Source organism: Nocardioides sp. NPDC051685, from assembly GCF_044453405.1.
Lineage (GTDB): Bacteria > Actinomycetota > Actinomycetes > Propionibacteriales > Nocardioidaceae > Nocardioides.
The window spans coordinates 205929-220088 of sequence record NZ_JBITCR010000006.1; the positions used below are offsets into that span (position 1 = coordinate 205929).

A 14160-nucleotide genomic window follows, 5' to 3' on the forward strand; every position below is an offset into this window, starting at 1 on the left:
GGTTTCCTTATGACCGTGTTGGCCGCATACCGCCAAGCGCGACATGATGAAGAGGTCGCGCGGCTTCGGCGTGGACTTGCTCTCCGGGCGATGGTGGCGTCCGGGATGAGTCAACGCGACATCGCTGCTGAGCTCGGGGTGAGCCAGCCGGCGGTCAGTCAGCAGTTGAAGGTGGCGCACGATCTTGCGGGGCTTCACCCCGCATTCCTGATCGAGGCCGCTGGACCGGTCCTCAGGAGCGTTGCGGAGGACGCGGGCTACCGCAGACTCGCGGTGTTCGGGTCGGTCGCTCGCGGTGAGGCGCGGTTCGATTCCGACATCGACCTCATTGTCGAGTCTCCAGAGGGAACGTCGTCGTTCGGGTTTCTTCGGTTCAAGAAGGTGATCGAGCAGGTGCTCGGTCGGGAGATCGACCTGGTCGACTACGCCGGCCTGAAGCCGCGCCTGGACGATGACGTCCGAAACGATGCGGTGCTGCTCTGATGGATCTCAAGGGAGCCAAAGAGGTACTGCATATCCAGGCATGGCTCGTTCGGATTGACGAGATCAACCGGGAGCTCACCTGGTTGACACTCGCTCGCGACCTGCCAGCGTGGGAGATGTCGCTCCAACATCTCTTTGGGGAGGCTGAGACGACTGTCGGCGACGTCGACTGATCGGCGCTGTGCGTAGACCGCTGGCGCATCGTCGCGCTCCTGGAGCGAGACGGCGCGGCCCGAGAGGTCTAGCCTGTGAAGATGAAGCCACCGCGTGAGTACGCCGAGGAGTCCGAGCGACACCCGCAGCTGCCGCCGGGGTCGGAGGAGCGCGTCGCCGGCTACGGCGTGATGGGCCAGACCTTCGAGTCGGGACACGTGCTCGGACTGCGTCGGTGGACCGCGTCGTCCGTGGGGGAGCAGTTCACCTCCATCTGGCACCGCGACCCGGACGGGGCCTGGCGCTTCTACGAGTCGGCGCAGCCGCAGTTCGCGTGTTCGCGATGGTTCGGCCATGGCGTCCAGGAGTCTGTCGTCGTCCCGATCGACGTGACCTGGGACGGTCCCCGACAGCTGCACGTGAGAGCCGAGGGCCACGTGGACTGGCAGCTCACCCTGGCGGCATCGCCGATGACGCGAGTGATGAACGCGATGGGCGGCGCGATGCCGTTGGCGGCCTGGCGCTCGACCGCCATGCTCAAGGCGATGGGCGCGATGGCGTCGGCCACCCTCGGAGTGGGCAAGGTCTCGATGACGGGGCTCACCGCGAACGGTCTCCCGTTCGACGCCAACCCACTCCGGATCTGGCGGGTCGTCGACTCGGTGGCGACGATCAACGGCACGGATGCGGGCCGGCCGGCGCCACTGCCGCAGCAGGCGCGCCTCGGTGACTTCTGGATCCCTCAGCGCGGCATCTTCGCCATGGGCCGCGTGTTCGTCGACACTCCCGGCTGACCCTCGAGCTGCGGTCACGGGGACGTGGACGGTCCTCTACGTTGGTGCGACGCGTCGCCTGACGTAGACCTGCCCGAAGGGATAGCCATGAAAACGAACGAACCAGGTGTGGACCTGAGCATCGACGGTGCGGTCGCCACCGTGCTGCTGGACCGTCCTGACGTACGCAACGCCCAGCATCCGGCGATGTGGGCGGCGATCGCGGGGTTCCTCGAGTCGCTTCCGGACGAGGTCCGGGTCGTGGTGGTGCGTGGGGCCGGTGGGACGTTCTCGGCGGGGCTGGACCTGTCGCTGGTCGACCCGGGGCAGACCGACGTCGACGGCAGCCTGGTTGCGACGCTGGCGCGCAGTGACCAGGAGGTCATCGACCTGATCGGGGAGTACCAGCGCCCGTTCGTGGCGCTGGCCGACCCGAGGTTCATCTCGATCGCCGTCATCGACGGGTACGCCATCGGGGCCGGATTCCAGATGGCGCTGGCCTGTGACCTGCGGATCATGGCCGCGGACGCCTGGGTCTGCATGAAGGAGCCCGCGCTGGGGCTGGTTCCCGACCTGGCCGGCACGAAGCCGTTGGTCGAAGCCGTGGGCTACTCGCGCGCGCTGGAGATCTGTGCCACCGCGCGCCAGGTGGGCGCCGCCGAGGCCGAGCGGATCGGGCTCGCGCAGAGCGTGGTGCCCGCGGCCGAGCTGGACGCCACGCTCACCGGCCTGGTCGCCTCGCTCCTCGCCCACGATGCGACCGCGGTGAGGCGTACGCACGAGCTCTTGGCGGCTGCGTCGAGCCGGAGCCTCGATGAGCAGCGTCTCGCCGAGCGCACCGCCCAGGTGGGCCGGCTCCGCGCCGTGCTCGGGTGCTGAGGCAGCGCGTCGTCAGTCGGATTCGAAGACGGGAGTCCCGTCGGTGGGGATGACGATCGCGCTGGCCGGGGTCAGATCGACCCGGTAGGTGCCGCCGGCCCTGACGGTGGCGAGCACGGCCTCGGCCTCCGCGCGGCTGCCGAACCGCTGCGTACGCAGGATCTCGGTCACCTCGGGACGGATGGACTCGACGGGGCCGACGCCGGGGAGGAAGCCACCGTAGGAGTCGAGGACGTCGAGCTCGAACTGGACGTACCAGCCGTCGGGGTCGTGCACGAAGCTGTCGATCTTGATGTTGATGCCGTCGGCCAGGAGCGGGATCAGCGGGTTGCGGTTGAGGGCGCGGTCGTAGCCGTGCTGGACCCGGCCGCCGTCGACCAGCCGGACGCGTACGTCCCGGGCGCCGTTCTCGCGGCCGGGTTTGAACGGACCGTAGGTCTCGATGCTCTGATAGCCGGGCTGGGTGTCGGCGATCGCGTTGGTGGCGGTGGCATACCTCCTCTCCAGGTAGTTCACCCACTCTCCGGGGACCATCGCATCCAGCATCGTCAGCTGGCGGTCGCTGTTGGCGGGGTCGTTGTTGTAGGCCTTGAGCGCCTGGTAGATCTCGACCAGCGGGAACTGGTTGGCGTGCTGGCCGGTGACGTAGTCCGGCGCGACGCGCTGCTGGAGCCAGGCGAGGTTGTAGGGGAAGCCGAGCCGCTGCCAGCCGTTCGTCGGGGTCACGGTCTTGGAGCTCCAGCCGTAGCCGCCCATGTAGCCGAAGGTCAGCCGCTTGCCGTCGCGAGGGTTCTTCACCTCGAACACGAACGAGGCCGACCCGGGGGTGTGGCCAGGAGACCACAGCGGCATGAGGCGTACGTTGCCGAAGTCCATCCACTCCTCGTAGACGAGGAAGTCGCTGCGCTCCCGGATCAGGGTCTCGGTGGCGGGCAACGCCGGCGGGAGGTTCCAGGTGTTGCCCACAGCGTCCTGGCCCAGGCCGACGATGTCCTCGCGCGGGGAGTGCAGCCGCACCGCGCCACCGGCGTTCTCGATCATGGTGACCAGCTCGACCGTGGTGCCGTAGTGGTCGACGTGGCCGTGAGCCATGATGATGTCGTCGATGTCGCGCGGGTCGAAGCCCATCGCCTCGATGTTCTTCCAGTACTGGTAGCCGCTGTTGGGCCAGCCGGTGTCCAGGAGCACGAGCCGGCCGTCGCGCGGGTCCCGGGTGCCCATGTCGGTGTTGAACAGGTAGCAGGACACCTCGTTGTCGCCGACGAAGTAGAACGTGTCGGGCACGATCTCGAAGGGCTCGGTGCTACGGGTGTAGGGCGCCGCGGCGACGCCGGTGGCGACGATGTCCACGTAGCGCTGCCCTGAGACCGGGTCGACGCCCTTGTCGGTGAGCAGGTCACTCTGCGTGGGTACGTCCCATACGGGCTTGCCGTCGGAGACGTCCTGCGGCGTGAAGTAGAAGATCTGACGCACCCGGGCGTCGTCGGCGTCGCGGAAGTCGCGGTCGAAGACGACGAACGCGGCCTGCCGCTCGGTCGTGCTGTAGGCGTAGTCCTTAGTCACCGGGACCGCGGCGAACGTCGACGGCGTTGAGGCTGCCCAGCTCGTCGTGTCCACGCGATAGACCTCGACGTCGCCCGCGACCCGGTAGGTCTCCTCATAACGCTTGCTCGGCCGGGGAAGCGGGCGGCCGCCGATGTCCTCGGTGAGCACCCGCCCGTCGCCGATCGTGATCGTCCGGCCGCGCTTGGCGTAGACCCAGCCGGCGGCGACCATCGCACCGGCGCGACCCTCGCGTGGGGCGAGCTCGGGCCCGTATCTCTGGGTCGCGAACACGGGCCTGGCCGACTTGGTCAGCACGGTGTGGAACGGCTGGGTCTGGTCGTCGTCGACGACGACCTCGCCACGCCTGACCACGAAGTCGACGAGGGTGCCCACTGCGATGCCGGCCGCGATCTGCTCGGCCGCGCTGGGACGTACGCGCTGGGTCACCGCAAGCCGGTGGCCGCCCTCGGCCAGCACCGGGACCTCGACGACCGCCTGGGTGCCCTGGTCGACGACCTTGGGCTCGCCGATGACGAATCCGGTCGCCACCCCGTTGCGCTCGAGCCTCCGCTCGGGGAGGGCGTGCGCCGGCTGCTGGACCCCGGCTCCGCTTACCGCCAGAGTGCCGCCGCCGGCCACGCTGGCGCCGACCTTGAAGAGCGAGCGCCGATCGAACTCCATACCCATGCGATTGCCTCTCCGCGATGGCCCTCCCTGGAGAGGAGGTCCCCGGATCGGCAGCCTAGGAACGGTGCGGAACACGCGTCCAAGCCCGTTTCGGACTGACGTGATGCGCCTTCGGTATGACGGTGGTCACACCGATGTCTCACGCTCTTGCGGTCAGTCCTGTGCGGTGTTGAGCGGGCGATGCGCCGGGACCGGAATGATCTTCCCGGGGTTCAGGGGCGGCGGGTGAACCGGATGGTGCCATCCGGCAGCCGTTCATGGACGTAGGCGGGGTTGTGGGCCAGCCGGTGGTGATGGAGACAGAGCAGTGCGCCGTCTTTGAGGTTGGTCTTGCCGCCGGCGGCCCAGGGGTCGAGGTGGTGGGCGTCGCACCACTCCGGGGGCACGTCACAGCCTTCGGCTTGGCAGCACTTCTGCTGGAGCCGGAGTGCTTTGCGTTGGATGGGTTGGAAGAGCCTGCTGGCCCGGCCGGCGTCGAGGACCTCACTGTCACCACCCAGGACCCAGGGGATGATGGTGGCGTTGCACGCCATCCGGCGGGCCTCAGCGGCGCTGATCGTGGTGCCGTTGGTCTCGTCATAACCGAGGGTCGCGATGCCGAGGTCCTTGCGGAGCTCCTCGAGGGAGATGACCACGTTGATCGTGGTGGCGTCGCCACCGTGGCGGGGCAGCCTGGCGGGGTCGAGGGTCTCCAACAACCGTGAGAACCCCTGCCCCATCAGCCGTTCCCAGGGCGGCAACGACGCGCCCTTGTCGAGGAGTTGCTGTTTGCGGGGCTGGGCGTAGGCCTCGACCGCCTTCTTGAACCTCATCCCGACCGAGAGCGGCAACACACCTTCGAATCCGAGGGTGCCGTCGTGGTTGTCCCAGACTCGGAGTGCGGTCTTCTGCTGAGCCCGTTCCTCTTCAGCCAGGAGTGCTTTGGCTTCGGCGTCCTCGAACCGGACCGGGTCGATCTCGGCCAGGATCCGCTTCCCCACGATCCGCAGCTCGTTCGCGGTCAGCCGGGTGGCGTACTCGACCAGCAGCTTCTCGGCCAGGACCAGGTCCTCACGGCTGGCGACCGGGTCGGCATCGATCTTGTCCAGTGCCTGGGTGATCACCCGGGCCTTGTCCAGGGACACGACACCCTCGGCCAGGCCGGCCGCGACGCGCTCGTACTTGGCGACCCCTGAGGCGAGCTTGATCTGCGAACGCGCCGTACCTTTGTCGATCAAGAGCTCAGCACGCATCCACCCCGAGGCGTCCTTGTCGCCGGTCTCCTCGGCGATGTCGCCGGCAGCAGCGAGGACGCGGAGCTTCAACGCGGCCTGCTGGGCCTGGAGCCTCTCCAGCCGCACGAGCAGGTCCTTCTTCTGCCCGATGCGCCAATAAGACGGGTCGGTGGCGAGCAGGTCGTGGAGGGCGGACTCGATGGCAGCCAGGGCAGCGTCGATCGCATCCCCGGGGTTGGTGCCCCAGTGGTCGATCGAGCGGCCGAGACTCATCGCCGTTCCTCTCTCAGATGCGTGCTGTGATGGTTCTGATTCTACGCTTCGGCCGCCGGTCTGACCATCTATTTTTCCTGGTCAAACCCCCTTTTCGCATTGAGTGAACGGTGTCGTCCCTGTGGATGGTAAGTGGCCCGAAGGGCCACGCCTTCCACCCCACCAACACCACCCGTTCCACGCAAGACTCTCCCGCGGCCACACCCGGGCCGCCGCCCCGATAGCCAGCCAAGTTCTTCTCGATCTGGTCCGGAGTCCAGGACCGCGAAGCGGCCGGCGAAGCCGGCGGGCCGAAGGCCCGTCCTTGACGCCGGTCCAGATCGAGAGACCCTCGAGATCGGGTCGGCGGCCCACACCGACCCCGAAGAAACAGCCCCCACACAGACGGGGCTCGACAAGCTCGACCACCGGAGCATCAGCGGTCCATGGCACACAACGTCGCTGCAGCAGCGGCTGGCGAAGCCGGCGGCCGCAGGCCGTCCTTGACTCCGGGGTCCGGCGAGAAGACCCTCGAGATCGGGTCGGCGGCCCACGCCAACCACAAGACACCGTTCAGGCCGCGAACGACGTCGGCCCGAAGCGCCCGACGACGATGAAGATCGCCAGCGCGAGGTAGACGACGTTGACCATGACCAGCTTCGCCTGGCCGAGGCGGCCGTGGGTGATCATCGCGCCGACCATCAGGGCGATCCAGCAGGCTGCGGTGACGGGCACCATGACCGGCACGATGTCGAGCACGGCGGGCAGGACGAGGCCGACCGCCGCCAGGATCTCGAGTACGCCGAGGGTCCTGACGAAGGTCGGGCTGGTGCCGCGGATCCAGGCGGCGCCGTCGTGCTGGGACAGCTTGTCCAGGGGCATGAACGTCTTGGTGATGCCGCCGGCGAGGGCGACGAGAGCCAGCAGTCCGGCAGTGATCCAAAGGGCGACGTGCATCGTTTCTCTCCTTCGTCTGTGGGTTCACCACTGGAGACGAGACGACCTGATGCCGTGTGACACGTCGGCGCGTGAGTCGGGGCGGTCGCAACCCGACGGGCGCTCAGCGTTGCTGCCGAGCGATCGCGTCCGCCAGCGCCTTCGCGCCGGCGACGATGTCGTGGCCCAGGCGGACGGCTGACTCGGGTGCGTGGTCCTGCTGTGCTCCGCCGACGGCGACGACGAGACCGGGGCGGCGGTCGCAGATGGCGGTGACGACCGCTGCGGTGGCTGGGATGTCGGCGGTGGTGGGGATCGCGAGCACCACGGCGGCGAGAGCGGGTTCGTCGATGACGCCGAGCCAGTCCTCGACGGGAAGGTCGGCGCCCAGGTAGTCGGTGTCCATGCCGTGTCGCCGGGCGGTGACGGCGAAGGCGAGGAGACCGATCTCGTGCCGGGTGAGGGGTGCTGTTCCGAGAGCGATGCGGGGCCCGCGACCGTAGGCGGCGGCCGCCTCGTAGGCGACGGCCAGGCGGCGCATCACCGCGTTCGAGGCCAGGTGTTCGCCGGCGACGCTGACCCGGCCGTCGGCCCAGGCGTCGCCGAGCTTCTCCAAGGCGGGAAAGACGTGGTCGGTCATCACCGCCTCGAAGCTGCTGAGAGCGAACACCTGGTCCAGGGTCACGGCCAGGTCGGTGGTGTCGAGCGCCGCCGCGGCGCTGGTCATCCGCTCCGCGAGATCGGAGGAGGGGTGCGTCGGGGCTCCGGAGCCCGTGGCCTCCACGGCCGTGCCCGGAGCGGGCTGTGCGCGGTCGAGCCGGACCGCCTCCGCCGCGGCGAGGGCGGCCGACCAGCCCTGGTCCACCAGGTCCTTCATCGAGCGGAGCACGGCGACGTCGTGGTCGCCGTACAGGCGGTAGCCGCTCTCGGACCGGTGCGGAGCGATGACCCCGTAGCGGCGCTCCCACGCGCGGAGCGTCGCCGTGGTGATGCCGACCTGCTGCGCCGCGTGCTTGATGGTGTACATCTGGTCGGCTTACCGGTCCAGCCGGTCCAGGGTGGCGCGCAGCTGCGCAGAAGCGGCGTCACCCAGGCGGGTGAACGCGGGAGCCAGCAGGGGAGCCACCATCCGGGCGATTCCTTTCATCTCGAACTCGGCCAGGTAGCGCACAGAGGTGCCGCCCGAGGCCGTCGACGCGAAGGTCATCGTGTCATGGGCGACGACCGTCTTGTTCTCGCCACGTAGCACGAGGCGGGTACCGGGCTCGTAGGTCTCCACCACATAGGTCAGGTCGGTGGTGCGCCCGAGGAAGCGGGAGGTGTTCGCGTACGTCGTCCCGACCCCGCCGTCGCCCGAGATGTGCTCCGTGCGCACGGTGCCCGGGTCCCACTGCTCGGTGGTGGTGAAGTCGGCCAGGAAGTCGAAGACCTCGGGCCTCGGTGCGGAGGTCTCCACAGTTCGATCGATTCGCATCATCGTTCCCCTATCCAAACCTTTGACAGACCTTGAACAAGGATTGTACATTCGATCTCGGACGCAAGCCAGACCACGACCGGCGCGCGCCGCTGTCATGCCCGTTGCGGAAGAGGGAGTCCCCCGTGAGCCGAGCGACCCACACCCGGCCCACCGTCGCCGTAATCGGCGGCGGGGTCTCCGGGCTGACCGCGGCCCACCTCCTCGGCCGCACCCACGACGTCACGCTCTTCGAAGCCGAGCGGCGGCTCGGTGGTCACGCCCACACGCACGACGTCTCCAGCGCGTCGGGAGCCGCTCTCCGCGTGGACAGCGGCTTCATCGTGATGAACGAGCGCACCTATCCGAACCTGCTCCGCCTGTTCGGCGAGCTCGGTGTCGAGACCAGGCCGACCGAGATGAGCATGAGCATCGTCTGCGACGACTGTGGCCTGTCGTACGCCGGTGGTCGAGGCCTGGGCGGCATCCTGGCCGACCCGCGTCGCATCGCCGACCCGCGTTTCGTGCGCATGCTGGCGCAGGTGCCCCGCTTCCACCGCCGGGCGCGTCGCCTGCTCGCCTCCGACCACGACCTGACGTGGGGGCAGTTCCTCGCCGAGGGTGGCTTCAGCGACTACTTCGTGCAGCACTTCGCGGTGCCGCTGGTCTCGTGCGTCTGGTCGTGCGGCGACGAGGACGCCGCCGCCTACCCGGCGAGGCATCTCTTCGCCTTCCTCGACCACCACGGGATGCTCCAGGTCACCGGATCGCCCACGTGGCGCACGGTCGTGGGCGGCTCCCGCACCTACGTCGACAGGATCGCGGAGCAGCTCGGCGAGATCCGGGTCGGCGAGCCGGTCACCGCCGTGGAGCGGTACGCCGATGGTGTCGAGGTACGCATCGGGGCCGGGTCCCGGCACTTCGACCGCGTGGTCGTGGCGACCCACGCGGACCAGGCGCTGAGGCTGCTGGTCGACGCCACCCCGGAGGAGAAGGCGGACCTGGCCGCCATCCGATACTCGCGCAACGAGACCTGGTTGCACCGCGACGCCACCCTGCTGCCGGACCTGCCTCGTGCCCGCGCGTCGTGGAACTATCGCCTCGCCTCGTGCGACGGTGGCGCCGACAAGGTGGTCGTCAGCTACTGGATGAACCGGCTCCAGGGCCTCGAGGACCGTGACGAGCACGTGGTGACGCTCAACGCGACCGAGCATGTCGATCCGGCCACGGTCACCGCGCGGATGAGCTACGAGCACCCGGTCTTCACCACCGAGGCGGTCGCGGCGGCCGCGCGGCTGCGTACGGCCGGTGGACCGCGGCTGGCCTTCGCCGGTGCCCATCTCGGCTGGGGCTTTCACGAGGACGGCTGCCGCTCCGGCGTGGAGGCAGCCGAGTCGTTCGGGGTGACGTGGTGATCCCGTCACCGGTCTTTCCCGAGGTGCCGGCGCTGGTCGTCGGTCACGTCAGCCACACCCGAGAGGTGCCGTTGCGGCACGCATTCCGCCACCGCAGCTACCACTGGCTCATCGACGTCGACGATCCGCCTCGGCTCCCGCTGTGGCTGCGTCCGCTGGCCGGGTTCCGGGTCGAGGACCATCTCGACGGGGGCGCGTCGGGTCGTGGCGTACGTGGCGATCTCGGTGTGTTCCTGGCCGGTCGCGGCGTCGACCTCGCGCCGACCGACCGGGTGCTGATGCTGGCGAACGCCCGCGTCCTGGGTCATGTCTTCGACCCCCTCACGGTCTTCTGGGTGCAGTCGGACGACGGTGTGCTGCGCGCGGTCGTCTTCGAGGTGCACAACACCTACGGCGAACGCCACGCCTATCTGCTCGACATCGATCGAAACGGGCACGCCCGCACCGACAAGGCCTTCTACGTCTCGCCGTTCAACGACATGGCCGGGACCTATGACATCCGGCTGCGGGTCGATCCAGGACAGCTCTCCGTGACCGTCGGCCTCGACCGCGACGGTGTTCGTGTGCTGACGGCGACCACCCGTGGGACACCGGAGCCCGCGACACGGCGTGCGCTGCTGCGGGTGAGTCTCTCCCATCTGCTGATGCCTCATCGGGTCAGCGCCCTCATCCGGTTCCACGGGATCCGGCTGTGGCTGCGCAGGTTGCCCGTCTTCCCTCGTCCGGCCCCTCCGAAGGAGACCACATCATGACCGCAGAGCCTGTGACGCTCGACCTGCCGGCGCACAGGGCGCCGGCCGCCACCAAGAGCCTGCGAGCTGGCATCGCCAAGCAGATCCTGCGCCTGGCCACCCGGCAGGTCCCGGTCGACGTAGTGCTCCCTGACGGCAGCCTGCTCAACCGTCGTGCCGGCTCGCCCACCGCGGGAAGGCCGGGCATCGTCCTGCACCGCCCGGAGTCGCTCTTCCGCCGGCTCGTGGAGAACCCGAAGATCGGCCTCGGCGAGGCCTACACGGCGGGCGACTGGCACGCCGCTGAGGGCACCGATCTCGCCGATGCGCTGACGCCCTACGCCGTACGCCTCTCCAGGCTGCTCCCGGGCTGGATGCTGCGGCTGCGCCGTCTGGTCGACCAGCCGATTCCCGCCGACCAGCACGGCGCGGTGGAGCACACCCAGGAGAACATCTCCGCCCACTACGACCTGGGCAACGACATGTTCGCCGCGTTCCTCGACCCCAGCCTGAGCTACAGCTCGGCCCTGTTCGACCACGCGCGTCCGGTCGCCGGGCAGGATCTGGAGGAGGCCCAGCTGCGCAAGGTCGACGCTGCCCTGGACATGGCGGGCGTCGGTGCCGGTGACGAGCTGCTCGAGATCGGCACCGGCTGGGGGACGCTCGCGATCGAGGCGGCCCGTCGCGGCGCGAGAGTCACCACGGTGACGTTGTCGGTCGAGCAGGCGGCCCTCGCCAGGGAGCGGATCGAGCACGCGGGATACGGCGACAGGGTCGAGGTGCTGGTCCAGGACTACCGACACGTCGTCGGCACGTACGACGCGGTGGCCAGCATCGAGATGATCGAGGCGGTCGGGGAGCGCTACTGGCCCGACTACTTCGCCGCCCTGTCGCGGCTGGTCCGCCCCGGCGGCGCCATCGCCCTGCAGGCGATCCTCATGCCGCACCAGCGCTACCTGGCGACCCGCAGCTCCTACGGCTGGATCCAGAAGCACATCTTCCCGGGCGGTCTCATCCCGTCCGAGACCGTCATCTCCGAACAGGCCACCGGCGTCGGTCTGAGGGTGACCCGCACCGACAGGTTCGGCGCCGACTACGCCGAGACGCTGCGCCGCTGGCGCGCCGCCTTCCTGGCTTCGTGGCCGCAGATACGGTCGGAGGAGTTCGACGAGGAGTTCCGGCGCACCTGGGAGTTCTACCTCGCCTACTGCGAGGCGGGCTTCCGGGCCGGGGCTCTCGACGTCGCCCAGATCCGCCTGGAAGCCGACGAACGGGACCGTCCATGACCACCTCACTGATGTGGTTCCGACGAGACCTTCGGCTGGGGGACCATCCCGCCCTGCAGGCCGCGGCCGCCGACGGGCAGGTGGTTCCGCTGTTCGTGCTCGACCCACGCCTGGCCGGCTCCCGGCGGAGGTGGGAGCGGCTGCTGGCCTCGCTCGCCGCGCTGCGCGAGGAGACGGACGGTGCGCTGGTCATCCGTCAGGGCGACCCGGCCGAGGTGGTGGCCCAGGTCGCCGCCGAGGCCGGAGCGAGCCGGGTGCACGTCTCGACCGAGACGACCCCCTACGGCCGGCGACGCGACGCGGCCGCGGAACGGCGCCTGGCGGCCGCGGGCGTCGGGCTGGTCGGCACGGGCAGCCCCTACGCGGTCACCCCGGGCAGGGTCCGGAACGCATCCGGAGCGCCCTATCGCGTCTTCACCCCCTTCCTGCGGGCCTGGCGCGAGCACGGGTGGCGGGCGGCCGCCGGCGATCCACGGGTCGAGTGGATGACGAAGGTCGAGTCGGACCCGCTGCCGGCCCACTCCGACCAGGAGGCCGGTGAGGGCGCTGCGCTCCACCGCTGGGAGAACTTCTGCGCCGAGGACCTGGCCGGGTATGCCACGGCCCGGGACCGACCCGACCTCGACCGGACCAGCCGCCTCTCGGCAGCGTTGAAGTACGGCGAGATCCACCCGCGTACGCTCCTCGCCGATCTGGACGCGCACGGCACCGGCGCCTCAGGTGAGGATGTCGAGCGCTTCGTCGCGGAGCTGGCCTGGCGCGAGTTCTACGCCGACGTCCTCTGGCACGATCCCGGGTCTGCCTGGCGGGACCTGCGAGGAGGCCTCGACGGGATGCGCTACGAGGAGGACCCCGAGCTGCTGGAGGCATGGAAGTCGGGCACCACGGGCTATCCGTTCGTCGACGCCGGGATGCGCCAGCTGCTCGCGGAGGGCTGGATGCACAACCGCGTGCGGATGGTCGTCGCGAGCTTCCTGGTCAAGGATCTGCACATGTGGTGGGCGGTCGGCGCCCGGCACTTCATGGAGCATCTCCTCGACGGCGATATGGCCTCCAACAGCCACGGTTGGCAGTGGGCGGCAGGGACCGGAACCGACGCGGCACCCTACTTCCGCGTCTTCAACCCGGTCACCCAGGGGCTCCGGTTCGACCCGCAGGGTGACTACGTACGGCGCTGGGTGCCCGAGCTTCGCCACCTCCCCGGGGCGGAGGCCCACGAGCCGTGGCGCCACCCCGAGGGGATGGCCCACGGTTATCCGGAACGCGTCGTCGACCATGCCGAGGAGCGTCGCGAGGCGCTGGCCCGGCTGACAGAGCTGAAGGAGGCCACGTCATGACCGCGCCGCGGCATGTCAGGCAGACCTCAGCGCCTGATCAGGGACTCGACCGCGTGCTCGACCGCACGGTCCTGCTCGGCTACTCGCGCCTCGGCTACGCGATCCGCCGCCGTCGCTGGGCCGCGGACGACCCGCGTCCCGGCGCACTGGCAGGGCAGGTCGCCGTGGTCACCGGTGGCGGGAGCGGACTCGGCGAGGCCACCGTGCTGGGCCTGGCCCGGCTCGGTGCGCGCGTCCACATCCTCGTACGCTCGCCCGAACGCGCCGCGCCCGCGGTCGCACGGATCGAGCGGCAGCTGGGCGAGAAGGGGTCGTCCGCCGACCTCCGGGTCGAGCGCTGCGACGTCTCCGACCCGGCCGCGGTCGGCGCGTTCGCCGAGGAGTTCTGCGCGCGTGAGGGTGGCCGGGCCCGTCTCGACGTGCTCGTGCACAACGCCGGCGTGATGCCGCCGGAGCGGACCGAGTCCGTCGACGGCCACGAGCTGTCCGTCGCCACCCATGTGCTCGGGCCGATCCGGCTGACCGAGGAGCTGCTGCCGGCCCTGCGCCGCTCGGAGCGCGGAGCGAGGGTGATCCTCGTCGCCTCGGGCGGGATGTACACCCAGCGACTCCCGGTGGACGACCCGGAGTTCACCCGAGGCGACTACCAGGGTGCGGTGGCGTACGCGAGGTCCAAGCGTATGCAGGTCGAGCTCGCGCCCCGCCTGGACCGGCGATGGTCGCCGCACCTGGTCTCCACCTACGTCATGCACCCCGGCTGGGCGGACACACCGGGCCTGGCCAGCTCCCTGCCCGTCTTCCGTACGCTGAGCCGACCGCTGCTGCGCCCGCCGGAGGCGGGCGCGGACACGACGGTGTGGTTGGCGTCCACGGACCCCGCCCCGCCGTCGGGAACGTTCTGGCACGACCGCCGCCAGCGGCCCACGAGCTACCGGTCGGCGACGCGTCCCGGTCCCGGAGAGGCCGAGGAGCTGTGGCGCTGGACTGCGGCCGCAGCCGGCCTCAGCGGGCCGTAG

14 protein-coding genes are annotated in these 14160 nt (G+C 69.8%); 9 read left to right on the forward strand and 5 right to left on the reverse strand.

Translation table 11 applies throughout. The features are described 5' to 3' along the window. The first annotated feature begins 9 nt into the window (after positions 1-9). From ACIA03_RS19005 to ACIA03_RS19020, 4 genes are all read left to right on the forward strand, one after another. Positions 10-483 (forward strand): nucleotidyltransferase domain-containing protein, encoded by a 474-nt coding sequence (locus tag ACIA03_RS19005; protein ID WP_396985302.1) that lies wholly within the window; start codon positions 10-12, stop codon positions 481-483. Further along, complete coding sequence (locus ACIA03_RS19010) at positions 483-656, forward strand: hypothetical protein (RefSeq protein WP_396985304.1); 174 nt, start codon at positions 483-485, stop codon at positions 654-656. Before ACIA03_RS19005 ends, ACIA03_RS19010 begins: the two co-directional genes overlap by 1 nt. 81 nt (positions 657-737) lie before the next feature. Next, positions 738-1430, forward strand: coding sequence for a hypothetical protein (locus ACIA03_RS19015; RefSeq protein ID WP_396985306.1), 693 nt, complete (start codon positions 738-740; stop codon positions 1428-1430). 87 nt (positions 1431-1517) lie between these two features. Continuing rightward, positions 1518-2288 carry an enoyl-CoA hydratase/isomerase family protein gene (locus ACIA03_RS19020; protein WP_396985308.1) on the forward strand — a complete coding sequence of 257 codons (771 nt, stop codon included), beginning with the start codon at positions 1518-1520 and terminating at the stop codon, positions 2286-2288. A gap of 12 nt (positions 2289-2300) precedes the next feature. Here ACIA03_RS19020 and ACIA03_RS19025 read toward each other — a convergent pair whose 3' ends face one another. From ACIA03_RS19025 to ACIA03_RS19045, 5 genes are all read right to left on the reverse strand, one after another. Then, positions 2301-4520 carry an MBL fold metallo-hydrolase gene (locus ACIA03_RS19025; RefSeq protein WP_396985310.1) on the reverse strand — a complete coding sequence of 740 codons (2220 nt, stop codon included), beginning with the start codon at positions 4518-4520 and terminating at the stop codon, positions 2301-2303. Positions 4521-4732: 212 nt separating this feature from the next. After that, positions 4733-6007, reverse strand: a complete 1275-nt coding sequence (locus ACIA03_RS19030; protein WP_396985313.1) for a DUF222 domain-containing protein — start codon at positions 6005-6007, stop codon at positions 4733-4735. A gap of 552 nt (positions 6008-6559) precedes the next feature. Next, a complete protein-coding gene (locus tag ACIA03_RS19035) occupies positions 6560-6943 on the reverse strand; it encodes a DoxX family protein (RefSeq protein ID WP_396985314.1) in 384 nt (127 codons plus the stop codon). A gap of 103 nt (positions 6944-7046) precedes the next feature. Beyond that, a complete protein-coding gene (locus tag ACIA03_RS19040; RefSeq protein WP_396985315.1) occupies positions 7047-7949 on the reverse strand; it encodes a MerR family transcriptional regulator in 903 nt (300 codons plus the stop codon). Positions 7950-7958: 9 nt separating this feature from the next. After that, positions 7959-8396 carry an SRPBCC family protein gene (locus ACIA03_RS19045; protein WP_396985317.1) on the reverse strand — a complete coding sequence of 146 codons (438 nt, stop codon included), beginning with the start codon at positions 8394-8396 and terminating at the stop codon, positions 7959-7961. Between the two features lie 125 nt (positions 8397-8521). Between ACIA03_RS19045 and ACIA03_RS19050 the strand changes: the two genes are divergently transcribed. The 5 genes from ACIA03_RS19050 to ACIA03_RS19070 are packed head-to-tail and all read left to right on the forward strand — an operon-like array spanning position 8522 to position 14160. After that, positions 8522-9790: an NAD(P)/FAD-dependent oxidoreductase gene (locus ACIA03_RS19050; RefSeq protein WP_396985319.1), complete on the forward strand. Its 1269-nt coding sequence runs from the start codon at positions 8522-8524 to the stop codon at positions 9788-9790. Then, entirely contained in the window at positions 9787-10542 is a 756-nt protein-coding gene (locus tag ACIA03_RS19055; RefSeq protein ID WP_396985321.1) for a DUF1365 domain-containing protein, read from the forward strand. The genes ACIA03_RS19050 and ACIA03_RS19055 overlap by 4 nt, the downstream gene beginning before the upstream one ends. Further along, positions 10539-11807, forward strand: a complete 1269-nt coding sequence (locus tag ACIA03_RS19060; RefSeq protein WP_396985323.1) for a class I SAM-dependent methyltransferase — start codon at positions 10539-10541, stop codon at positions 11805-11807. The genes ACIA03_RS19055 and ACIA03_RS19060 overlap by 4 nt, the downstream gene beginning before the upstream one ends. After that, entirely contained in the window at positions 11804-13144 is a 1341-nt protein-coding gene (locus ACIA03_RS19065) for a cryptochrome/photolyase family protein (protein ID WP_396985326.1), read from the forward strand. The genes ACIA03_RS19060 and ACIA03_RS19065 overlap by 4 nt, the downstream gene beginning before the upstream one ends. Continuing rightward, positions 13141-14160, forward strand: coding sequence for an SDR family NAD(P)-dependent oxidoreductase (locus ACIA03_RS19070; RefSeq protein ID WP_396985329.1), 1020 nt, complete (start codon positions 13141-13143; stop codon positions 14158-14160). Before ACIA03_RS19065 ends, ACIA03_RS19070 begins: the two co-directional genes overlap by 4 nt.